The 23,455-nt window shown below is 64.2% G+C and carries 19 protein-coding genes; 4 read left to right on the plus strand and 15 right to left on the minus strand.

All coding sequences use genetic code 11. The features are described 5' to 3' along the window. Window positions 1-1,035 (plus strand): aldo/keto reductase, encoded by a 1,035-nt coding sequence (locus ACRWK7_RS23440; RefSeq protein ID WP_431858732.1) that lies wholly within the window; start codon window positions 1-3, stop codon window positions 1,033-1,035. A gap of 188 nt (window positions 1,036-1,223) precedes the next feature. Here the strand turns inward: ACRWK7_RS23440 and ACRWK7_RS23445 are convergent, their stop codons facing one another. The 13 genes from ACRWK7_RS23445 to ACRWK7_RS23505 form a co-directional block, all read right to left on the minus strand. Beyond that, the gene (locus ACRWK7_RS23445) at window positions 1,224-2,258 is read right to left on the minus strand and encodes a hypothetical protein (RefSeq protein WP_431858733.1); all 1,035 of its coding nucleotides are present in this window, start codon (window positions 2,256-2,258) and stop codon (window positions 1,224-1,226) included. Between the two features lie 124 nt (window positions 2,259-2,382). Continuing rightward, on the minus strand, window positions 2,383-2,520 hold the full coding sequence (locus tag ACRWK7_RS23450) for a hypothetical protein (protein ID WP_431858734.1): 138 nt from the start codon (window positions 2,518-2,520) through the stop codon (window positions 2,383-2,385). Beyond that, on the minus strand, window positions 2,511-3,062 hold the full coding sequence (locus ACRWK7_RS23455) for an IS630 family transposase (RefSeq protein ID WP_431858735.1): 552 nt from the start codon (window positions 3,060-3,062) through the stop codon (window positions 2,511-2,513). Before ACRWK7_RS23455 ends, ACRWK7_RS23450 begins: the two co-directional genes overlap by 10 nt. Window positions 3,063-3,303: 241 nt before the next feature. Next, window positions 3,304-3,810, minus strand: coding sequence for a hypothetical protein (locus ACRWK7_RS23460; protein ID WP_431858736.1), 507 nt, complete (start codon window positions 3,808-3,810; stop codon window positions 3,304-3,306). Between the two features lie 144 nt (window positions 3,811-3,954). Continuing rightward, window positions 3,955-4,452, minus strand: coding sequence for a hypothetical protein (locus ACRWK7_RS23465; protein ID WP_431858737.1), 498 nt, complete (start codon window positions 4,450-4,452; stop codon window positions 3,955-3,957). Between the two features lie 281 nt (window positions 4,453-4,733). After that, window positions 4,734-8,006 carry an error-prone DNA polymerase gene (locus ACRWK7_RS23470; RefSeq protein ID WP_431858738.1) on the minus strand — a complete coding sequence of 1,091 codons (3,273 nt, stop codon included), beginning with the start codon at window positions 8,004-8,006 and terminating at the stop codon, window positions 4,734-4,736. Next, on the minus strand, window positions 8,003-9,589 hold the full coding sequence (locus ACRWK7_RS23475) for a Y-family DNA polymerase (protein ID WP_431858739.1): 1,587 nt from the start codon (window positions 9,587-9,589) through the stop codon (window positions 8,003-8,005). Before ACRWK7_RS23475 ends, ACRWK7_RS23470 begins: the two co-directional genes overlap by 4 nt. Further along, window positions 9,477-10,268, minus strand: a complete 792-nt coding sequence (locus ACRWK7_RS23480) for an ImuA family protein (protein WP_431858740.1) — start codon at window positions 10,266-10,268, stop codon at window positions 9,477-9,479. The genes ACRWK7_RS23475 and ACRWK7_RS23480 overlap by 113 nt, the downstream gene beginning before the upstream one ends. A gap of 388 nt (window positions 10,269-10,656) precedes the next feature. Continuing rightward, window positions 10,657-10,782: a hypothetical protein gene (locus tag ACRWK7_RS23485; protein WP_431858741.1), complete on the minus strand. Its 126-nt coding sequence runs from the start codon at window positions 10,780-10,782 to the stop codon at window positions 10,657-10,659. A gap of 842 nt (window positions 10,783-11,624) precedes the next feature. Next, window positions 11,625-13,019, minus strand: coding sequence for a DUF6880 family protein (locus ACRWK7_RS23490; protein ID WP_431858742.1), 1,395 nt, complete (start codon window positions 13,017-13,019; stop codon window positions 11,625-11,627). 25 nt (window positions 13,020-13,044) lie between these two features. Then, on the minus strand, window positions 13,045-14,295 hold the full coding sequence (locus ACRWK7_RS23495) for a hypothetical protein (protein WP_431858743.1): 1,251 nt from the start codon (window positions 14,293-14,295) through the stop codon (window positions 13,045-13,047). A 194-nt stretch (window positions 14,296-14,489) separates the two neighbouring features. Continuing rightward, on the minus strand, window positions 14,490-15,155 hold the full coding sequence (locus tag ACRWK7_RS23500; protein ID WP_431858744.1) for a metallophosphoesterase family protein: 666 nt from the start codon (window positions 15,153-15,155) through the stop codon (window positions 14,490-14,492). A 2-nt stretch (window positions 15,156-15,157) separates the two neighbouring features. Continuing rightward, a complete protein-coding gene (locus tag ACRWK7_RS23505; protein ID WP_431858745.1) occupies window positions 15,158-17,236 on the minus strand; it encodes an AAA family ATPase in 2,079 nt (692 codons plus the stop codon). Between the two features lie 1,030 nt (window positions 17,237-18,266). On the opposite strand from ACRWK7_RS23505, the gene ACRWK7_RS23510 reads away from it, so the two are divergent. After that, window positions 18,267-18,668: a hypothetical protein gene (locus ACRWK7_RS23510; RefSeq protein ID WP_431858746.1), complete on the plus strand. Its 402-nt coding sequence runs from the start codon at window positions 18,267-18,269 to the stop codon at window positions 18,666-18,668. A gap of 52 nt (window positions 18,669-18,720) precedes the next feature. Here ACRWK7_RS23510 and ACRWK7_RS23515 read toward each other — a convergent pair whose 3' ends face one another. Both ACRWK7_RS23515 and ACRWK7_RS23520 read right to left on the minus strand, forming a co-directional pair. Then, on the minus strand, window positions 18,721-21,882 hold the full coding sequence (locus ACRWK7_RS23515) for a DotA/TraY family protein (protein ID WP_431858747.1): 3,162 nt from the start codon (window positions 21,880-21,882) through the stop codon (window positions 18,721-18,723). Continuing rightward, window positions 21,875-22,342, minus strand: coding sequence for a hypothetical protein (locus ACRWK7_RS23520; RefSeq protein WP_431858748.1), 468 nt, complete (start codon window positions 22,340-22,342; stop codon window positions 21,875-21,877). Before ACRWK7_RS23520 ends, ACRWK7_RS23515 begins: the two co-directional genes overlap by 8 nt. A gap of 693 nt (window positions 22,343-23,035) precedes the next feature. Between ACRWK7_RS23520 and ACRWK7_RS23525 the strand changes: the two genes are divergently transcribed. Together ACRWK7_RS23525 and ACRWK7_RS23530 are read left to right on the plus strand one after the other, a co-directional pair. After that, the gene (locus tag ACRWK7_RS23525) at window positions 23,036-23,179 is read left to right on the plus strand and encodes a hypothetical protein (RefSeq protein WP_431858749.1); all 144 of its coding nucleotides are present in this window, start codon (window positions 23,036-23,038) and stop codon (window positions 23,177-23,179) included. A gap of 84 nt (window positions 23,180-23,263) precedes the next feature. After that, window positions 23,264-23,419: a hypothetical protein gene (locus tag ACRWK7_RS23530; protein ID WP_431858750.1), complete on the plus strand. Its 156-nt coding sequence runs from the start codon at window positions 23,264-23,266 to the stop codon at window positions 23,417-23,419. Window positions 23,420-23,455 lie beyond the last annotated feature (36 nt).

The raw sequence follows: 23,455 nt of genomic DNA on the forward strand, positions 1-23,455 counted from the left end.
ATGGAATATCGTACACTCGGCGCCTCGGGCCTCAAGGTGCCCGCCCTCAGCTTCGGAACCGGGACCTTCGGCGGCAAGGGACCGCTGTTCTCCGCATGGGGCAACAGCGACGTCGACGATGCTCGGCGGCTGATCGACATTTGCCTCGACGCGGGTGTCACGCTCTTCGACACCGCCGACGTCTACTCGGATGGCGCCTCAGAAGAAGTGCTCGGCGCCGCCATCCGCGAACGGCGCGACCGGGTCCTGATCTCGACTAAGACCGGCCTGCCGATGGGCGATGGCCCGAATGACGCGGGCGTCTCCCGACACCGGCTGATCGGCGCCGTGGAGGCGGCACTCCGGCGGCTTGGTACGGACTGCATCGACCTGCTCCAACTGCACGCCTTCGACGCCTTCACGCCGGTGGAGGAGGTGCTGCACACGCTGGACACGCTGGTCCGCGCCGGGAAGGTCCGCCATGTCGGCGCCTCGAACTTCGCGGGGTGGCAGCTGATGAAGGCGCTCGCCGTCGCCGACCGCCATGGCTGGCCGCGCCATGTCGCGCACCAGGTCTACTACTCGCTGACCGGGCGCGACTACGAGTGGGAGTTGATGCCGCTCGGCCTTGACCAGAAGGTCGGCGCGCTCGTCTGGAGCCCGCTTGGCTGGGGACGGCTGACGGGCAAGATCCGCCGCGGCCAGCCGCTTCCCCAGGGCAGCCGCCTTCACGACACCGCGCAATGGGGGCCGCCCGTCGATGAGGAGCGCCTCTTCCGGATCGTCGACGCGCTGGACGTCGTGGCGGCCGAGACCGGGCGCAGTGTGCCTCAGGTGGCGATCGCCTGGTTGCTCACGCGGCCGACCGTGTCCTCGGTGATCATCGGTGCCCGCAATGAGGCTCAGCTGCGCGATAACCTGGGGGCGGTCGGCTGGGCTCTCGAGCCCGAGCAGATCGCGCGCCTTGATGCGGCGAGCGACGTGATGCCTGCCTATCCCTACTACCCGTACCGCACGCAGGAGGGGTTCGCCCAGCTCAACCCAAGGCTGATCTAGGCTGTCGGACGATTCCTAGTGCACCGTACCAGACGGACCGAAACGTATGTAGAACCACACGGTCCGTCAGGTTTTGGTCACTTGTTGCAACCCCTTGATGCGGGGTTAACTCTCCACCTTGTTAGGTGATGTCAGGTAAAAACTTATTTCACACAGCACCTCCTAAGCATACCAAATTCATAGGTAAATTACATTGCAATCCTAAACTCGCGCAACTTAGCCTGAATAGTTATGATTGGATCCAGCCCTGCCTCTCTAAGGCCAATGGCCCTATCAAGATCATCATGATTAAGTGTGATAATCATTTTCCTCGCGCCAATCCAGTGTTCTTTAGCCGCGTGCCAAGCGCTGCGGGAAGCACCCTTTCTGCATATAAGCACCCCAAAGCAGCCGCATCCATACGTTTTCAGGTAATGGGATATGTCGAGGATCGGCTTCTTACCAAGTTCTCCAGCATGATTTTTTGCATCAAGAATAATGTATGGCGCATTGTAGAGTTGCCGTATCACCGACCACGGACCGGACGGAGAGAGGTTCTCAAAAATGGCATCGCGCCTATTTCGACCTTCATCGTCAGAAACTTCCCTGTCTATCAACTCTATTGATTGCCCAAACACACATGAAAATAGCTCAATGGCCAAATCTTGATAAATGAGAGCATTGCGTCCGCGCCCCGCAGGAGTGGCAATCATGTCTTTGAGCACGTCCCTACAAGTACGAGGAGGTTTAACTGCTGAAGGGGTCGGTCGGCTTCCTGCCAAGTAGGTATCCGGCTCCCATATCTCCACACCAGCGGAAGTGAGAATGTTTACGACATCAGGGGATTGTGGAAACGATACAGCAACGACCTTCTTTATGTTCTTTCCGGGAAATTTTGCTGCGTAGTAAACCTCGGCCTCCGCCAGGTTTTTGGCAATGAATTCGGCGAAATTTTGACTGACCGACCTAACAAATTTTGCCTGTATGATATAGACGTCATTAGGCTCTTCGGAAATTATGTCAGCATTGAATAAATCTTGACGCGGACCGCCTGTTTGATAAATGGTCCCACGCCCAAGTTGGCGCACCCATTCTGCAACAAATTCTTCAAATTGTCGCGGGGTGACAGAATTCAAATCACGGAGGAATTCCACATAATCAGCATCTGTGCGCATTGGCATCCCAAATACCTTTTCTGTTCGCTCAGCAAATGAGTGCGAAGCCATGAGCGTCAACTGTTGCATGTATTTGGTTAAGCCGCAATGCCTTCTACCTGCGGCCATTTGCCCGCCGGTGTATTATGGAAGAAAATAGGTTCGCTTGGGCTGGTTTAGGACCGTTTCATACGCTACGTTTCCGCGTTATCCCCTAATGGATCAAATCTAACGCCCGTTTCGGTTTGTTGACGTTCTCGATGATGCGGTCGGGATCGGCGGTCCAGACAAAGCGCTTGGCCGTTTTGATGTGCTCCTTGATGAAGCGGTGAATGGCGGCCTTCAGGTCCACGATGCCGCTGAAGCTAGCACCAGGGCATGCTGGGGCGGGTCCATGTACAGCCCAACGACATCCTGGACCCGCTCGGCGAACTGCGGATCGCGGGAGAGCTTGAAGGTGCGCACCCGATGCGGCTTGAGGCCGTGGGCACGCCAGATGCGTTGTACGCTGCCGACGCTGATCCCGCTGGCCGCCGCCATGGTGCGGCTGCTCCAGTGCGTGGCTTCGCCGGGCGGCTCCTGGAGCGTCATCTCCACCACGCGCTCGACCACCTCCGGCGCCAAGGGTGGGATGCGCGACGGGCGCGTCTTGTCGCGCAGCAACCCGTCCACGCCCTGCTCCTGAACGCGGCGCTGCCAGCGGTGCACGGTCGGCAACGACACGCCGACCTCCCGCGCGATGGCGCCGTTCAGGCGCGTGCCGTCGCTCAGCAGTGCGATGCGGGCACGCGGCACCAGCTTTTGCGGCGTGTTGCCGTGGCAGACAAGGCCCTCCAACCGATCCTGGTCGGCCGGAGCCAGCTTCAGGTCAATGGCCCACTGCGAGACATCCATGCCCCGCAGCCTGTCAGCATCCTTTGTAGAACGTAACTACCCGTTCGGCGCGGGCCACTAGTGTATTGAACCAGACGGATTATTTCGTTTGTCCGTCGGCAGATCCGGGGCGACTTGCGGGTTGCTCCAAGCTACATACGTAACGGTCTGTCTGGTGCGTACCACTAGGTCATGGAAATCGCCATAGCAGGCGAGGCGCAGCAGCAGGTAGCATAGGCGTTTCAGTTTCGGCGTCGGCTCGTCAATTCAGGTCAAACTTGCCCAGAATACGAGAGGCGCATGCAAAGTCACAGACGTCTCGTTCCGTCCAGCTTCTGCTGCGCTGGTCAGTGATGACCGGCGCCACAACATCCAGGGTTGCAGTATCAATGATGGCGTATTGCTCCTCTGGTTTGCAGGCGGAGCCAATGCATGCGCTCCATATTACAAAATAATTATTTCCTCCTGAGCTTATGCATTTGAGCTTATGTCCGTCCCGAAGAAGGCCTAAGCTATCGGCGCCCACTGACTTTCGCCCGTTTGGCCCGAAGAAAGAAACTGTTACGTCGCCCTTGTTTGGGAAGTTGAGAAGGGCGCCGGGAGACATTTTGAAGCCGGAAACGGAGACAAAGGCTGCTCCGCATTTTCCATTTACATTTTCTGTCTCAAAGCGGTGAGGGTTGCTCAGAGAAAAGTCTTCTGCATGTGATGTTCCTACCACAAGGGTGGCAAACGCCCCACATGCTAAGATCAACGTAATGCGGTTCATGTGAAACTTCCAACAGGCTTCTTTCTGGCCATAACCTTCTCCTCATTATTGGACTCTACTGCGCGATATATCGCCGACACAGAATGGGTGATTGCTCGCTGGTGTTTGGTACTGAGCCTTAGGGTGATTAGAAAAATCTGTTCGTTATATATCAACTTTGCGACGTGCTGCCCGCCGCCTCATTAGCATTATCGCGATGAGCACGAGCACCGTCGGCGCCGACCATGCACCGACAAAAATAATAAATCTCACGGTGAGTTCAGAAATAAGCGAGAAGATTGCCATCGCATTTTTGTCATGCTCAAGGAGATCGACGCGGACTGGATCGAATGGGAGGTATTTTGTGAGGGTGCGGCGTGAAGCATCATTTCCAATAATAAACATGTCGTACCAAATTACAGCCCAAATATAAACAGAATACATCGTGATGGTTAAGAGTGGGTAGAAGGGCCACTTCCAATGAGAAATAAATCGGAGCGCCACCAAACTAAGCGTTGCAGTCACAACCGGTGTTGAGAGGATCATGTATCGAGCATCCCACACCGTCCCGATCAGAGTCACTGTAAGGGTGAGCACAAAGAGAAGCCAGATCATTGATCCGGCGAATTCACCGGCAGCTTGTTCGGCTGTAACTCTGCGCATGAGAGCCTCGCTGCCACACCATTTCCGTCAAAAACGGTACCTTTGAGTATGAGCGCTGTCAACATAGTGTGCACAAAGCGAGCATCGTGCGGCAAGGCAGTCGTTTGCAGTCAGTAACTGCATATTTAGTTACATAACTAATGATGCAACGCTTGGCTATCCTTGGACATCGCGCTTCTAATGGACCGAGCCAGACCGATCATTTCCTTTGTAGAACGAAACGATCCGTCTGGCTCGGTCCACAAGCGCGAATGCCCCATAGGGCGAGTCCGCGAAGGCCCCTACCGGAAGTCCCTCGTCTGCGGCCTGATACCGGACCCGGGCCGCAGGTCGGGGTCGTACATTTCTTTCGCTTTCGGTACCGTTCGGGTACCGGAAGCCAACTCGCCATCCACTCTGGCGTCATTGCGCCGCCCTGAAGGTGCCGGGACCGCTTCGCTGCGCGCGCCCACTGACCGAAGCAGGTCACCGTGGTCGATCAGCTCTTCAGCGATCACGTGGATGACCTCGCCCTCGACCTGCACCCGGCCGCGAACGCCCAGCATCGCGGTGCCCAGCACGGTGCGGCGGAAGCGCTCGAAGACCTGCTTCCAAATAATGACGTTGGCGATCCCGCTCTCGTCCTCGAGGGTCACGAACAGGACGCCGTTGGCGCTGCCCGGCCGCTGCCGAACGAGCACGAGCCCCGACACCGCCACCTTGCGGCCATCCCGGATTCGAGCAAGCTCGGCGCAAGGGATGAAGCCCAAACGGCCCAGATCCTGCCTCAGGAACGCGACCGGGTGGCGCCGAAGACTCAGGCTGACCGTTGTGTAGTCCTCGACGACCTCACCACCGGCGCTCATGGGCCGCAGGATGACCTCCGGCTCCTCGGCTTCCCGCTCGGCACCGGCGGCCGCGAACAGCGGCAGGGCCTCGTCGCGCAGCGCCCGGATGGCCCATGCCGCTTCCCGGCGCTGGAGCCCCAGGCCACCGAAGGCATCGGCGGTGGCCAGCGTGCGCAGCGCCGCCACCGGCACGCCCGCGCGCCGCCACAGGTCCTCGACACTGGCGTAGGGCCGGTCCTCGCGGGCGCCGACGAGTCGGGCCCCGGCCGCGTTGGCCAACCCCTTGACCATCCGTAAGCCGAGCCTGACGGCGAGCGTGTTGTTCGCGGTCCGCTCCAGGGTGCAGTCCCACCGCGACCGGTTCACGTCGACCGGCCGGACCTCGACGCCGTGCTCGCGCGCGTCCCGGACGATCTGGGCGGGGGCGTAGAAGCCCATGGGCTGGGCGTTCAGCAGAGCGCAGGCGAAGACCTCCGGGTGGTGGCACTTCATCCAGCTGCTCGCGTACGCGATCAGGGCGAAGCTGGCGGCGTGGCTTTCCGGGAAGCCGTAGCTGCCGAAGCCCTCCAGCTGCTTGAAGGTCTGCTCCGCGAATTCCTGCGTGTAGCCCCGCGCCACCATCCCGTTGACCAGCTTGTCGCGGAAGGCCGAGACGCCGCCGGTGACCTTGAAGGTGGCCATCGACTTGCGCAGCTGGTCGGCCTCGCCGGGCGTGAAGCCCGCGCACTCGATGGCGACCCGCATCGCCTGCTCCTGGAACAGCGGGACGCCCAGGGTCGGCCCGAGCACAGCCTCGAGTTCGGGCTTCGGGTACTCCACTGGCTCCAGCCCCTCCCGGCGCCTGAGGTAGGGATGCACCATGTCGCCCTGGATCGGGCCGGGGCGGACGATGGCGACCTGGATGACGAGGTCATAGAAGGTCCGCGGCTTGATCCGCGGCAGCATGGCCATCTGGGCCCGGCTCTCGATCTGGAAGACGCCGAGGGTGTCCGCCCGCCGGATCATCGCGTAGGTCGCCGGGTCCTCGGCCGGGATGCCCGCCAAGCCCATGCGGATGCCCTTGTGCTCCTCCAGCAGCTCGAAGGCCCGGCGCATGCAGCCCAGCATGCCGAGGCCGAGGACGTCGACCTTCATCATCTTGAGGACGTCGATGTCGTCCTTGTCCCATTCGATGACCTGCCGGTCCTCCATGGCGGCAGGCTCGATGGGCACGAGTTCGTCGAGCCTGTCCTGGGTCAACACGAAGCCGCCGGGATGCTGGGACAGGTGCCTGGGCGTGCCCATAAGCTGCTGGGCGAGTTCCAGCGTCAGGCGCAGGCGCCGGTCCTCCAGGTTCAGGTTCAACGCCGTGGCGTGCTGCTCCTCCAAGCCCTCGTCGGACCAAGCCCAGATCTGCCCCGCCAACGCGGCCGTGACGTCCTCCGTCAGCCCCAGCACCTTGCCGACGTCGCGGATGGCGCCGCGCGCCCGGTACCGGCTGACCACCGCCGTCAGGGCGGCCCGGTGCCGCCCGTAGGTCTCGTAGATCCACTGAATCACGATCTCGCGGCGATCATGCTCGAAATCGACGTCGATGTCCGGCGGCTCCCGGCGCTCGGCCGAGACAAAGCGCTCGAACAGCAGGTTGTGGCGCTCGGGGTCGATGGAGGTGATGCCGAGAACGTAACAGACGGCCGAGTTGGCCGCCGAGCCCCGGCCCTGACACAGGATGCCGCGGGGGCGGGCAAACCGGACGATGCTGTTGACGGTCAGGAAGTACGGCGCATAGCCCAGTTGGTCGATCAGCCGCAGTTCGTGTCGCAGCGTGGCCAGCACCTTCTCCGGTGCGCCGCCGGGGTAGCGCCGGGCGACGGCTGCCCAGGTCAGCTGCTCCAACGACTGCTGCGGCGTCAGGCCGGGCGTGCAGACCTCCTCGGGGTACTGGTACCGCAGTTCCTCCAGCCCGAACCGGCATCTCTCCACGATCTCCAGCGTGCGGGCCAAGGCGTCCGGATGGCGCGCGAAGAGGCGGGCCATCTCGGCCGGGGCCTTGAGGAACCGGTCGGCGAAGCGCTCCTTCCGGAACCCCGCGTCGTCGATGGTGCACCCTTCGCGGATGCAGGTGACGACGTCCTGCATGATCCGACGCTCCGGCACGTGGTAGAGGACGTCGTTGGTCACCACCATCGGCACGCGCTGCGCCGCCGCCATTTCCGACAGGCGGTGCAGGCGCAGGGCGTCTCCCGGCCGCCGCCGGAGCATCAGCGCCATGTAGCAGCGGTCCGGATAGATCCGGCGCAAGCGCTCCAACTGCTGAGCGCAGCGCTCGTCAGCCTCATCGGCGACCAGGATTGCGAGCAGGCCTTCGGCCCAGTCGGCCAAGTCCTCCCAGCCAAGATCGCAGGCCCCCTTGCCCGCGCGGCCCTTGCCCAGCGTCAGCAACCGGCAGAGCCGCCCGTAGCCTACGCGGTCCATGGGATACAAGAGCAGAGCGGTCCCGTCCGTCAGGTCCACACGGCAGCCGACGACCAAGCGCACACCGGTCTGCCGTGCCGCCTCGTAAGCCCGCACGATGCCCGCCAGCGAGTGCCGGTCGGCAATCCCGAGGGCCGGAATCCCCAGCACCGCCGCCCGCGCGAACAGCTCCTCCGCGGACGATGCGCCGCGCAGGAAGCTGAAGTGGGTGGTCACCTGGAGTTCGGCGTAGAATGCGCCCGCGGCGCTGGCCCTCGTGTCCTTCGCCGTCATCCGAAGAGCCCGTGAATGTACCAGCGCATCGGCCCGGTGTCGGGGCTGCCCTCCCAGGACCGGAACAGCCAGAAGCGCTCCCCGGCATGGTCCTCGACGGCGTAGTAGTCCCGGGCGGCCGCCACCTCGCGGTCCCGGCGCCACCATTCTCCATGGATGCGCTCCGGACCGTCCGCTCGCTTGATGAGCCGCCGCACGCCGCGCCAGGTGAAGGCCATGGGCGGGTGATCCGGCATCAGGGCCATAGTCTCGATGGACTCCGGTGGGGTCAACAGCCGCCCCGGCCGGGGCCATTGGGTTGGCCAACCGATCGGCACTGGCGGCGCCAGGGCGGGGATGCGGGTCACGGAGCGCTCGGGCACCTCGCTTTCCACCGGAGCGCACCGGTAGAGGCGATCGTGGCCGATCCGGTTGCCCAGGACGTCAATGAGCTTGGCGATGGCCGCCGTGTCGGCGGTGGCCGCGGGGGCGGTTCCGGCACCGTCCAAGCGCCCGACCTCCTCGGCCTTCAGAGATTCGGTGAGCACCGCCGTCAGGACGGCCGCCTCAATCCCGAAGCCGGGGGCGACGGTGTCGATGCGCTCGACCAGCAGACGGGCGAGGTGCGCCTCGGCGCGGGCTGGCTTGGCGGTGCCCACGCGGATGGCTTGCGCCGTTCCGTCCACGCGCTGGAACAGCAGGTCCAGCGTCCGGGCGCCAAGCCCCCGTTGCTCCAGTTGCCCGCAGAGGTCCTTCACCAGCACCTTGATGATGGCTTGCAGCGCCTCGGCCGTGCTGATGGGTTCAGCCAAGCCGCGGCGGACCTGGATGGCCGAGGCTGGAACGACGGGCACCATCGGCTCGGAGACGCGGCCGAAGATTTGGTCCAGCCGTCTGCCGGGGATCGTGCCGAATCGATGCGCCAGCGGCGCTCGTGGTGTCGCCTCCAGGTCGCCGATGGTCTCGAAGCCCAGGCGCCGCAGTTCGGCCGTCATCTCCAATGGCAGCCGCAACGCGGCGACCGGCAGGGTGGACACGAGCTCCATCGCGTCATCTACGACGGCGATGGACCGGTGGCCGAAGCGCGCGATAGCGTTTGCCGCCCCCGGTGTACCGGCGACGGCGGCGCGGGCCGTGACTCCCATCTCCGCGAGCCGCCCGACCAAGTCATCGAGCACCTGACGCTCGCCGCCCAGCAGATGGCTGGCGCCGGTGATGTCGATCCACAGACCGTCCGGCGGGTCCACCGCCGCCATCGGGCTGTAGCGGAGCGCCCACACCGCCAGCCGGTGCAAGGCCTCCGCATCAGCATCGGGATCAGCGTCAGCAATCACGAGGTCCGGCACCATCGCCCGAGCGTGCGCGAGTGGAATACCCCGACGCAGGCCGAGCTGGTGGGCTGCCATATCCACCGCCGTGATGACGCGCTGGGCGCCGGTGGAGGCGACGACGTAGGGCTTGTCGGTCGTCTCGTCGGCTGTCTCGTCGGCGTCAGGCGCCGAGCTTGGCCCTGGCTTCCCGTGCCGGTTCCTGGGAGACCGAGCCCTGGCGCGAATCCGATCCGTCGGCCAGGTGGGCAGGTAGACCGAGACGACCCTCCTCATCGCAGCCCTCCATCTCCCAGACACCCGTCCTGCCACCACGGCAGCGCACCAACTCCACCCGCCATCGCATTCGGCCGATCCCCGGCGCTGGCAATGGAGCGGACGGAAGGGCCGAGATCCGCCATCGCGTGACGGCGGCCGTAGGCTGGCCGAACTCGGCGGCCGCAACGGCCGGGCTGCGCCACCGGCGCAGGATGATGGCTGTCACCCCGGAGTGTTCGGCCGCGATCTGCATGCGCCTGGACGCCACCATGGACAGCTTGGCCAGCTCGCCAACCACGGCGGCGAGCCCGCGGTGCCGCAGGCCTTCCTCGACCAGCAGCGGCACCGTCTTCTCATCGGGAGATTCCGCGTAGACGACCCGGTTCGCATTCAAGCCGACCTGGGACAGCGCCGGGGCGAACAGGTCGGGGGCCCGCAGGCACCAGAGCACCGGTCCGGCCATCCGAGCCAGGACGCCCGCCACGAACAGCGTTGCCGCGGCGGCGTGAAGCACCCCCAGATCGCCGCCCTCGACCACCTCATGCACGGTGCCCAGCGCCAGCCCGCCACCGGGCAGGCCGCCGTCGATCTCCGGGAGCCCGAAAGGCAGGACGCGCCCGGCCGTCTTCCCGCCCGTTTCAATCTGGCGGATGCGGCTTCGCAGGTCCTGAAGAGCGGGCGGCGGTTGAGGAGACATGTCCCTTCATACAGGCAAGGCAGGATTATGTTCCCTTTTTGTTCGCCTGAAGCAGGACAGTTGTCAAGGCTGGGGCAGCTTTGCCTGAGCTTTTGCCGATAGAGGGCGTGGAGCGTCTGATCCTTCGTGGACGGGAAGGTGGCCGAATTCCAAGGAAGCGGCAGCGGTGCGGCCGCCGGAACCGGAAGTGGCGGGGTGTCGCGAACACTCCGCACCGCATCCAGGCTGCTGGGCGAGGTTGAGGGAGCCGATAAGGTCATCTCGTCACGGCTGTAGGCGGCACGCGACTCGGAAGCGCCCTCGGTCCGGCTTCCGAAAGGGCCGCCGGTGACCGCTGTGAGACGACCTTGGGATCTTCTTGTAAACGGGACAGCGCGGTCAGCGCTCATCATCTACCAAGGCATCTCACCGCCAAGGCGATCTCGCTCACATCCCGCATGGCGCTGCCGTGGTTGCCTTCGCAGAGGATGGCATCCAGGTCAGCCATCTCGTTGCCGGTCAGGATGTCCAGCACGCCGTGCGTGTCAGGTCCACAATCGACGTAGCCGTCGAGGAACGCGACGCGAGTAGGCTTGAAACCACATCGGGCTCTCCCGGTGGCGCGATCGGGGACGGGCAGCCAGTACCCGATCCTGGCTGACGGGCGGTGCCATGGTCGTCCCCCCGTTACTCCCGAAATCAGAATCACATTATCCGGGGTCGTGTAACACTTTTTCAGAGTTTCTCGTGCCCGCTTCGGCACTCCGCAAATGGTTGAATTCGCCCGGGGAAAGTGATGTCCGGCCACCACTTTTACGAGGCGGAAAGGCGCGCCACCGCGTCAGAAGCTGACGCCTGCTGCGGGCGGCTCAACTCCCTGCTCGGCGGGGAGGGGAGGGCAGCTTCATGAGCACCGATCCGCAGCCATACTGGCATCGGCGTCAACGGATTTCGGTGCAAAAGGTGGACAGATCTGTTGACGGGATCGTGCTCTATGCAGTTGGCTGAAACGGCTCTATCGCCGGAGTTCTACAAAGCACCCTCTCATCAGCTGCCTCCAAAGCTGTTGGAGATCGAGCTGCCAATTTTGCTGTCAAGGCAATGACCTAACAAAGCGGTGCAACACGGATCGTGGTGTCGTGTAACACTTTTCCAGAGCCATGTAACAGCTTCTGCGGCCGGTGTATCACCTCTTCGAAGCCTGCATCGAGTGGCGGATAACCCCCTGGCAGGGCGTTAAGATGCCGGTATCGTACGGTATTTTACCGGTACGATACGGTACGGCAGTCAGACGCCCTCTGGGCAACCGCTGGAGGGTCTCAGCCGAGCAGCTCGACGGCACCGATTCGATCGCTGGCAGGTGCGGGGGACGTCCTCTCAGCGACCCTTCCAGTTTAGTCCCGCGGTCTTCATCCTGTCCCAGAACGCCCGTTTCTGCCGGTGGCTCGCCACCACCTGCTCGCGGTAGGCATCCTGGGGCGGGTGTCCGAGCCAGTCGTCGACGCCGGGGACCAACCGTTCCCCCGCGGCCAGGTCGCGGACAGCATGCTCGTATTGCGTGGACTGCGCCCGTGCCAGGACGGCGTCGGCCATGCTGCGGTAGAGCAGGACGGCGGCGAGGGGATGGGCGGTCCCTAGCGCCTGGGCGGCGCTGCGCAGTCCGCTGTACAGGTCGCCGTTCAGCTCGCCGATGCGGGTCAGCACCAGGTCCGACGCTGCATCCAGGTCCAGGCCGATCAGCAGGTTGAGCGCGGCATGCGGTTCGCGGTGCTGACGGGCCAGCGTCACGGCCGCCGACCGCACCCCGTCGTGTTCGCCCTCCGGCAGATGAGCGAGGTATGCGCGGAGGATGTGCTCGGACAGGCTGCCGGTGAACATCCTCCAGCGCACCGCCTGGGCGTCCTCGTGACGGCCCAGCAGGTCCAGGAGACGAACACGAAGATCATCGATCTCCCATTGCCGGTGCGCCGGGACATCCGCCTGCTCGACTCGTGCCAAGGCTTCGGCCGCACGCCCCGCTTCGATGAGGCGTTCGCAGATGTCCTTGAGGGCGAGGCTCTCGGTCCCGGCGAGGCGGTGTGCGGCGATGAAGCCGTCGACATCGCCGCGGGCGTCGGCGATCTGCTGAAGCCCTCGGGTCAAAGGCCACGTCCGAGTCTCCTCGTCCTGGGTCCGGCAACGCTCCAAGTCATCGCGGATCAGGCGCTCCAGTTCGTCCAATCCCCCTGACCCCAACGCTTCCTTGAAGGCGGTGACGACACCACCGTGAACGCCGTAGTTGTCCTTGATGAAGATGGCGAAGACCTCGTGGGCCAACTGCACCCGGTCGCGGTCGGGCACCGCTGCCCATGCTGCACCGAGGTCGTCGACGGCTTGCTTGAGCACGTCGCCGATCAGGCCGTCGGAATCGTCGGAGCGGTCGAACACCGCGGCGTCGAGCCGGATGAAGCGACCGAGCAGCTCGGCAGCCGCCGAGGGACGTTCCGGGAGGAGGTCCCGGACAATGGCTTCGCGGATCCGATCAAGGTCGGCAGCCAGCGATGAGCTCTCGCGGTAGCCGTAGAACCGGCGATCAGATTTGATCCTCTGGATTTCCTCGGACAAGGCCTGTGCCAGTCGGTCGCCGCTGCCCCGTGACGCCAGGGCAAGACGGAGAGCCTGATGCAGGCCCGGGTCTTGGTAGGCATGCTCGACGAGGATCTCCGCCAGCCGCCGAGCACCGAGACCCTCGGCGGCCTCTACAGTGATCTCGATCTCCTCGTTGTCGGCCATCCCATCACCTCCTGCTGCCCGCGGCTCAGCACCCGGCCAACCGCGTCAGCGTGCCGCGTTCCAGAACAGCATCCAACGCTGCGCGCATGTGCTCGCGCCCTGGCGAACATGGTCCGGTCATAAGGGCTCGTATCTGTTCTCGAGCCCAGTCCTCACGGCCGATCCGTGCCGCCGCGGTCATCAGGTGGCCGACCGCCGCGTGCAGGTCGGTGACGCTGGGATCGTACCCGCCACCGGCGAGAAGGCTGCGCAAAGCGCTCAGCGCGACCTGGACGGCAAAATCCGGTTTCCGTTCCGCGTTGTCCCGGGCGGCGCGGATCAAGGTCCCCGGTTCGGCACTTGGAGCGGCCGCACACTCCAGCGCGATGTCGAGGAAACCAGCATCCTTGGCAGCAGCGAACCACTTTCCTGCATCGCCCCGGCTCTGAATGAGGTCGAGGAGGATCTGGCGCTTATCGCGGTCGGGATAGCGTCGCGCGGTGTCCCGGAAGATCGCGAGATAGGTTGTCCCGGCCCCAGTGCGCAGTCCATAGCGCCGGTAGGCTTCATCGACCTGCCCCGACCGAAGCAGGAGCGATTCGCAAAACCGATCGATGCCCCGCTCGTCGTAGCTGCGGAGCTTCGGGTCCCGGCAGCCTTCAGCGTAGGCGATGGCCGCGTCGAGTAACCCCTGGCGTGCCAGAGCCTCGGCGCCGAACCGGTGGTCCGACCAGAAGCGGCGGCGGGAAGCGCCGAGCAGATCCATGAGGTCATCGTATCGGCCGACCTCGAGCAGACAGGACAAGCCGATGGTTCCGCCGACGACGTAGCCGCCGGGCGTGCTGCTGGACCAGACCCGCCGCAGGGACGGTAGCAGAAGGTCGGCGTACTCGTTCATGAGTTCCGGATAGACGGCGATCTCTCCCCAGCGCTCCTCCACGGGAAACAGGTATTGGACACCGTCGTCGAGCACGGCTTGGTACAGGCGCTCCAGCCATTTGGTGCGCGTTTTCGGATCGGCCGGTGCGGCAATCAGGATCGGGATCACCTCGTCGAGTGCCTGGTGGACGGCGCTGCCCAGCGCGCCCGACGAGGTGTCGATCTGTTCGAAAGCGGGCCAGAGCCGTTCCATGAGCGCGAGAGCGCCTTCCCCGGCCGTCAACGGATCGATCTTGCTGACGGTCCGGATTTCGGACACGGCCTCCTTCAGCCGCGCGATGGCGGCCTGCGACCCACGCCATCCGAAAGCGCGTGCTCGGAGCTTCGTCTTGAACGCCCACTTCTGGCCGCCAGCCATGCCGTCCCACCTGTCGTTCCTGACGCTCCTCGGCCGCCATCTCGGCGCTGCTGGCAGGCACCGGCAACAGGATTTCAGCGATGCCTTCCGCGTGCCGACCTGCGCCCGTCGGTGGCGCACGGAACGACCGTAGCATCGGCGGCCGTGAGCGGAAAGCGAAGGGGCTCGCACGACCAGTCCGGGAGCTCAGCGGGTCAAAGCTCCAGAACCCAAGGCTCGGCCATGGCCAAGCCGCGCACCCGGCAACCGCCCGACAGTTCCGCTTCGTAGGCGTAGTGATGGTGCCCATGGACGACGAGGCGCGCGCCGCACGCCGCGGCAGCCTGATCGATTCCGGCAAAGCCGGATCGGTGAGTGGTCGGCGCCTCATGGGTCACCAGCACGTCGACCGGCCCGACGCCCCGCAGTGCCTCCAGGTCCTCAGGGAAGATCGTCGACCGGTGGCGTAACGGCAGTCCGGCACGCCACCGGGCCTGCTTCGGCGTGTGCTCCAGCAGGTCGGCTCGGGTCCTCCAGACGGGGGCTTCGTCACCAAGACGCGGGTGCCACACCTTTCCGCGGAAGACGCCGCCCAGACCGGCGATGCGCACGCGGTCCAGCTCGATGGCGCGGCCGTGTAGGTTCCCTTCGGGATGGTCGTCGAACAACAGCGGGAACCGCTCTGGGTGATCAGTGTCGTGGTTGCCTGGGATGTAAAATACCTCCACACCGGCGTCGAACAGGGGCGCCAGAACCCGACGCAGAGGATCCTCAAGCTCGCAGTCGCCGACGATGACGACAGCCTGAGGCCGGTACCGGGCGCAGGCATCGAGGAGCGGTCGCCACTCGCCATGAGGATCGCCGTAGAAGATGATGCTCATGGTCAGCGTCCTGCGTGCGTTGTGGACGTCCAGGCTGCGGAGCTTGGTGTTGTCGGGTGTTCATCCTCGGCGGTGGCGCTGACCACCGGGCAGGCTGCCATCGCTTTCCGCAACATGGCCTCGATCTCGTCGCCGCTGATCGTCTCCCGGCCGATGAGCGCGTCGGCGATCCGCTCGACCACATGCTGGTGCCGTCCCACCAGCGTCTTCGCCTCGGTGTAGGCGTCGGTCAGCATCTTGGATACCCGGTCGGCCAACTCCGGCCTGAACGCCAGCATGGAGCCGACCGTGTCGGGCGTCGGCAGCCCCAGCCAGAGCAGGCCATGTTCCTCTTCGTCCAACCCGAAGGAGCAGAATGCCGACACGGCCAATGCCGTCGCCCTGGCCAGGTCGCTGGTGTGATCGCCACCCGCCCCGGCCGACACGTCGCCGACCAGCACCTCCTCGGCGGCCCGCCCGGCGAGGAGGTGCCGAAGGGCCAAAGCGACTTCGGCGCGCGTCATCGGCCCGGCGTTTTCCAGGTTGGCGCTCACCCTTCCTCCCGTCGTGGCCGTTCCACGGATGGACGCGCAAAGCAGCGCACCCGGCCGCTCGAGCGCAATGGCCAAAGCATGGCCTGCCTCATGGACCGCACACCGCCGATTCAGTTCCGGTGTGCGCGGACGGTGGCACCCGCGGATTTCGGCGGTGAGGTCGTCGATTGCGATGCCACGGTTGGCATGCCGAGCTCGGCGCCGGGCGCCGCGAACCCAGCGCTCGCAGTCGGCGCCGGTGCTGTCCAGTGCGAGTAGGGCGGCCATGGCCAGGTCGACGCCGTCCAGATCCGCGCCGAGATGGTCCCGCAGAATGGCCGCGATGGCGTTCCGATCCGGCAGCTGGAGACGGATGGTGCGGTCGAGGCGGCCGGATCGCGTGAGCGCGGGGTCGAGGCGATCCGGGTGGTTGCACGTGCCGATCACGACGACACCTTCACGGCCGCCGATGCCGTCGAGCTCCTCGAGTAGCGCGTTGACCACCTGAATGTTGTAGTCCTCGTTGTCGGTGAATTTGGCGCGGTTGCCGATGCTGTCGATCTCGTCCAGGAACAGGATGCAAGGGGCGGCTGCGCGGGCCTCCTCGAAGGTCGCCGCCATGGCCCGCAGCAAGTTGCCGAGATGCCCCGCCGCCTGCCACCGGCTCAGGGAACCGGTCACGAGCGGCACGCCGCAGGACCCGGCCAGCGCGCGAGCGAAGGTTGTTTTCCCGGTGCCGGACAGTCCGGCTAGCAAGGCCCCGCGGTCGACCGCTGACCACGGCAACTTCCCCTGCCGGTATTCGGCGAGGTCGCGCGCGAGCGCGAGCCCCCAGTCCACGGCCTCATCCATTCCCCGCATCTGTGCGAGCGTCGTGGTGGGCTGCTTCGTCTTGGATTCCAGCAGCCCCCGCAGACGGGCGATGTAGTCGTTGGCGTCCTGCCCCGGGCGGCGGGCAAGGCGCAGATCTTCGACTACGATGAACCGGCACAACTCGTCAGGAATCGGCAGGGACGGCGGAGTGCCGACGAGGGACGTGACCACCTCCGTGAGCGACTGCGCACCCAAAGGCGGGATGACGGCCCGAACGTCCGCGACACGAAGCAGGTCGCGCGGCAGATGCCGCTCCGGCGTGGGGCTGAAGCCGAAAATGGAGCGCCCGGCGCTGAGGGCGGCCGATACACCCTCGTTTCCGACGTCCGGCCGGTGCTCCTTCTTGGAACCGTCACGGCGGCACTCGAACCACGGCCCTGCAAGATGAGGCTGAGGCAGATGCGGGCGCGTGATCGTATCGGCATCTTCCGGTGCGGCATCGGCGCCGCCGAGGAGACATCCGCAGGCATCTGCGATCGCGTCGAGCCAGCCCGCGCTCGGGACCTGCACGACAGCAGCGATAGCATGGGCGGTTTTGGCGTTCTTCAGGACCGGCGAGGAATCCAGCACGTGCCTGACCAGGACGAGCGCGGCCACCTCGGCGGGGTCGCGAGCCTCCTCGGCTTGAGGGGCGCGGGTGAAGGGGAACTCGTCGCAATCCTCGGCTGATTGCGCCACCACTTTGTGGGCTGACATCCGGAGAACCCTCGTCTACGCGGGAGAACAGTGCGCTGGCTGCTGGCCAGCAGGCCGTCAGCACCGCCGTATGTGAAGGTCGTTCCGCGTCATTGATTCTGCCCCGAGTGGAGGGAGCCGAGCATGGGGGGCGGCTCCAGAGTGCGGTGGAAAACCTATCGTCGGCTCCCCAGCGGCACAACCATGACGATCGGATCGTGATGCGATCCGATCGTCATAGGGGCGTGCGATTGCTCACGGCCTGCGTCAATGCCATCATGATTTCCCGACAGCAGCCAACGAAGTTCCGGGATGGTGACTGCCAACGCGCACGATGTGACCGAGCGGGGCAAGATCATCCTGCTTCGGTACATTCTCCGGCACTTGTCCCGCGGAGAACCGAGGCCGGACGTCTCAGATCCGGAATTCCGGCGCCGGGCTTGGCGGGCGGCGCGGCGCCTTGAGGTTCGCCGCCTCGAACGCGGAGACACGGCGCCTTTGCTGTCTCAGTCGCCAAAGGTCGCCAGGCAGTCGACGGCGCAACGGACGTACCAACACCGCGGCTGGCGGATTGTCCTCTGCCGCAACGGCGGTAAGTGGCACGCCGAAACCGCCCGCGGTCGCCACCCGCAGCTCGTGCTCACGGCGCGGCGCCCGCGCCGCCGCGAGGCTTTCCGGGCTATCCTGGCGATGATCGACCGCGGAGACTTCGGGATCAGGGTGCCGAGACCCGCGCCATGATGGGGTCGTCATCGCGACGGCTGTGCCGCCACGCGCGCAGCAGGGCGCGGCGTTCGGCACCATGGGCACACCGGGCGCGATGGAGCAATAGCGGGCAACGATGCGCCCATGGAGTCCACAGCCGTTGAATAGAACGCCTGTCGTTCATAGATCACCCTCATGGTGGCCTGAGAGGTTGATGCAACATTATAGATCGCTTTTTTGAATAGCACCACTGTCGCGCGTAATATGTGTTGACAAAGAATTCTCCGCGATCAATGGTTGATGCCGTTTTCGACGCCGATGTGATCACTTGCTGGGGGTCCGGGCCATGGATAATGTGAGCTTTGGAATTCTGGTCGGACAGAAGCGTCGCGCCGACGCGGTCGAGGCCGTCGGCGTTGCGCTCGCGGAGCGCCTCGGGCAGGCCAACCAGCAGCGTCAGGCCGATGCGCAGGCCATCGCCGCCCTTGAGGAGGAGAACGAGGCCCTGCGCGCCCGGGTCGCCGACCTCGAGCTCAAGCTGGCGTTGGAAGAAGCCACCGCCGTTGCTTCCCAAGCGGTCGTCGATGCCTTCAAGGCACAACATCACGACAGTCCTCTTCTGGTGCAGGTCGGTACCATGAAGAGCGGTTCGCCGCTGAGGGCGTCGACCCGTATCTGGGTCAATGCCTTTGACGAGGCCGCCAGGAAGCGGAACGTGACGAACCCCGAAGTCTACCGGGTGGGGTAAGAGCCTGTAGTCGGCCCAAAGTTGAAGCGGCACCAGAAAGGTGCCGCTCGGGTTATCCGCCCCCTTTCAGCTGACCGTTTCCTTCCGGTTTCGGTGCTTTCGTAGCCGAGCTACCGTGGCCGGTTTGACGGCCGTCACCAGCCCCGCCCCTTGCCGTGTCGCCCGCGTGTGGAGTGTCGGCTGCGCGTCCGGCCGCCGTGCCGGTGATCTTGCTCGCGCCAGATGCCTCTCCAGCAGCGGAAGCCAAACTCCCGTCGCCGTTGGCCTTCTCAAGCGCGCTCACCAGCCGGTTCATGTCGCTCGGCGTGGCGAAGAATGCGGCTTTGCCAGCGTCGACGCCCATCTTCATGGTGTTTTCCGTGTGGGTCCCGACAAAGCCCACCGCGCTGGCGGCTTGGTGATGTTCACCGTCCCCGTCCGGCTGCGCTCCGAACCAGCGTGCGACGCGATCGGGTACCTGGGAGATCAAGTTGAAGCTGCGGATGGCCAACTGATAGTTCAGCACCGAGATAAGGATCACGTAGGTGATCACGCCAATAAGCCCGACCGTGTTCCCTGTAGTCGCCGACGCCATCGCCGCGTACACGGTTTTGGACAAGAACCAGACCATCGCTTCGAAGACGAGGATGGAGAAGAACAGTCCAAACAGGGTCAGCGGGATTCGGAAGAGCAGGTTGAAGACAATGCCGTAGCCCGCCTTCTGGGGACCGTCCAGGAACTCCGCGCCGTCCATCCGGATGTGCATGAAGGCCCAGAGAGGTGCCGCGATCACTCCCTCGATCACCAGGATCAACATGCCCATCACGGCATACAGGAAGTGGATGAAGGGCATCATCGGCAGCACGAAGGCGTGGAACACCGCCGCGAGCAGAAGGCCGACGGCAATCAGACCGAAGAAGGTCGCGGCAAACCCCGTCAACTTTCCCGCTCCGCTCGGCATTAGCTTGCCGACGAAGTTGGATGCCGCCTCGGCGGCCGCACCGGCGATGGGCAGCTTCGAGACCAGTGCTCCGCCGATACCGAGGGCGGCGAGGATCATGAAGGCGGCGTTGAGGATGAGATGGCCGAAGTCGACCATGTGCTGAAGCGCCTGGCCGGTGCCCGGCTTCAGGACCGCTAAGCCGATCATCCATTTCTGAAGCGCGCTGTCGGAACTGCCCAACCACTGCATGATACCGGCAACGCTGCCGCTGTTGTCGAACTGACCGGCGCGCGCGGCTGAGGTCGACAGCGACGTTGTTGTCAGCAGCTGCTTGTCCCACCAACTGCGCAGATTCGGAAGCACGCCGGTGAGCTCGTGGCCAAGCAGACGGTCGGTCCCAACCCCGTCTTTGTACTGTGAGCCGGTGCTCCCAAAAGTCACCTCCGGCACCACGCCGACCAGCGACATCACCTGTGCAGAGATCCGGCTCAGGGTCATGTAATACGAGCCAACCGACGCCCAGCCTGCCGTTCCAGCGGTGGCTTTGAACTCGGTCATGCTGATCTTGTTGACACTGTCCACATAGGTTTGGACGGCGGTCGTCAGTGCACTGTCGTAGTGCGCCTTTGTCAGCAGAACCTGCTGGAAGATCTCGTTTGCCCGTTCCTCATTGGAAAGGTTGACTGCAACGGGTCCGGCCGAGGTCATCATCCGTTGTGCGATGGTCCGCAACTCGGCGCGCAGAGAATCGAGGGCGGCGTTCCGCGCCTCGTCCAGGTTCAGCACGTTCCGGTCGGCCGCTGGAGACTCCTTGCTCGAGCCAACCCGGATCGATCCGCAGACCCCGTAGTCCCAGACCAGATCCTGGACCGCCACGGGCTGCTGCGTCCCGGCCGTGATCGTTGAATCCCAGAGGCTTACGGCGTCGTGCCAGAGCTGGCTGGCGCCGCGGTAGATGCCGTTGTTCGTCAGTGTCATTGGCCCTGGTGTGGGCTCCCGCGGCCATTCTGACGCGGGAACGCCTGAACTGACGTTAGCGGATTCGCGCCGGACAGCCTCGAAGCAGACTTCGAGGAACATGGCGTCACGGACCAGCGGGATGGTCTCATGCAAGGCCGGATTGCTGATCTTGGCGCCGGACAACCCATCGAGAAACCCGGACCATACCAAGTTGCCGAATTGGCCACCGATCAGCGCGGTCCAAACAACGAGAACTTGAAGGAGGCAGTATCCCTTGGCGACGGGGGCGAGCGCCGCCGTACCATACGCAACGCGCATCGGCGCCCATACCTGGTGCCATCGCTGCCCAAGGACCTTTCCTTCGTGCGCGGTGGCCACGATCCCAATGATGGTGTGGTAGCTCATCATCGCCGCAGAGAGCGCCATCAACACGGCGATGAACACCGAGAAACCACTGGCGATTCCGTTTGCCAGCGGCGTGACTGTGCCGCCGACCGGACCAACACCCGGGAACACGAACGTGAGGAGCTGGTACCAGAGGTCGTTGGTGTTGAGCGCGCGGAACAGCGCCATGATGATGTTCCCGCTGACCACCGGTTCGGCGTTCGTAGCAGCGGCCACGGCGGCAGTGGGGTTGCCCAGCATCATGGCGGCTGTGGCGCCGCTGATGAGCAGCACCAGTGTGGCTGGTCCAGCGCCGGACAGCGGGGACGCACCCTCCGGGGCCTCGGTCCACCATTCACCAGGCTGCCGCAGCCAGGACGCAAAACTGTCGAGCCGACGCTTGCGCAGTTGAAAATTGTAGAACGCGGCTCTGATCGCCAGGGCACCGAAAGCCGGGACAGCGGCAAAGCAACCAAGGAAGCTGATCCATTCCAACAAGCCGGTGACATGGCCTCCGCCCACTGACCCGACCGCGATGGCGAGCAGAGCGATGAGAGCGGCGAGATAAAGCAGGAAATACCGGTGCGTGCCCGCCTGGGCGGTGGTCAGGAAGTCGTCGGAACGGTCGTAGAACCACTGGGCGACCTGGAAGCGCTCGGCTGGGTCCGTTGCCTGCGACGGCAGCGGCGGGACGATGTGGCGGCCGAACGCTCCACGGGCCAGCGCCCCGATGTCGGAGACAGCCCCGGCGAACAGCCCGTTGACGCTGCGCCACCCCGTGCCCAGAACCCGCCCCTTGCCTCGCAGCGCGCCGAACCAGTTCGACCGCCACTCGTCGATACCCAGGACATCGTCACGGACAAAGGCGCGCGCTTCCCTCCGACCACGATCAAGGAATGCCTGGAGCCGCCGCTGGCTGCGTTCAAGGAGGGAGCGGAGCTTACTCATCGGAAGCATCCTTGCCCTTGTGGTTTGGACGAACCGCAAAGAAGCCGAAGTCACGGGGGCGACGGAGATCCTCGATCGAGCGGACAGCGAAGCGGCTGATGCCCGCGAGCACACCGAGCGTGAGGACTGCATCCGCGGCTACCAGCAGAGGCGCCTCGAAGCCGTAGGCCGCCAACAGGAAGGCCAGCAACCCGGCAGCCGCAAGGGTAACGGTGACGATGCCCCCGATGGAAAGAGGCTCACGCCGGATGACTTTCACCATCAGGTGCGCGGCTTGGTGCACCACGAGGATCGGCAAGAAGCCGGATGCCAGCACCAACGCCAGCCCGATGCTCAGCTCGACGCTGAGGGCTGCCTGGACAATGGGCGGGGCAGCATCGACCAGCCAGGAGTTCATCAGCATGTGCGGGATGATCTGCGGATGATCGGCCATCACCATCCCGGCGGTGAGCCACAGCATGCAAGCGATCGTGGACGTCGCCACGATCCCGCTCGCGCACTGCCGAGTGAATGGCAAAGATCTGATGTCCATGGAGATCTCTTCGCGTATGGAATGGCCTCATAAATCAATGCTATGATCGTCCATAAACATTCTGCAAGCATCTTGGTGAAAAGGTGGCGTTATGACAAATATGTTTACTCTGCTCGGTGAAGCGCGTGCTCATGTAAACATTTTCACTCCTGTTCCACTTCATCACCGAACGGAGCGGCATTACAAAAATGTTTACGACGCCTTTGTTTGTGGGGCGTTGTTGCCAGAGGCTGCTCCCAGCCGCGCAGCTGCGGTGGCGTGGCGCAGCGCGATCCGGCACGGGGCTCTGCGACAGCTGGCGGCTGCCACCGAAGCGCTGGAGACGGCCCTGAGAGACGGTGGTCGCGCCGAGAGGGATGCGGCGGCCCTTGAAGTTGAGCGGTGCCTCGAACTCCTCCGCCGGTTTCCCGCCATCCGGACGGGACGCCGTCCACGGCCGAGCGACACTCGGGCATCACATCGGGTGGGGCAGGGTGCGGAAATCACGTCCGCCTGATCGGCGGGCAACGTGAGCCCGCGGTCGCTCAGCATCGAGTGTCCCCTGCTCGGTCTTGGTCACCTGCGGCTTTGAGTGGTTGTGCGGCGTGGCTCCGGCTGGCCAGAACCTGAAGGCATCGCTGCATGGCAGCGATGAAAGTTCGAAGAAAACGTGATTGGTCGATGGTGATTTCCTTTATGCGGGTGGTGAAATCAAGGAAAAGTGAGTCACAATTCCTTCTGATGAAGGAAAAACCGGTGGCTTTCGAGGTGGGAGATGCCAATTGATTTTGGTTGAATTTTCAAAAAAGCGATTCATTATTGTGAATGATGACCGAGTCCGAGCATGGCAACGCTTCGATAGGAAGTTGTATGTTGATTGATGGCTTCTTTGATGGGTTGATCGAGCGTGTGGCTACGCGCTCCGGAAAGGCGCTCGACAGATCCCAGGCCATGGCGTGGTTGGAGTTTTGCGGGCGTCACGGGGCGCTGACCGGACTGTTCGGCGACGAGGTCGAGGACGCTTGACAGCCTGCTGGGGCGGCCGGGGCGGCTTCCGCCGCC

It is taken from the genome of Azospirillum sp., assembly GCF_050789165.1.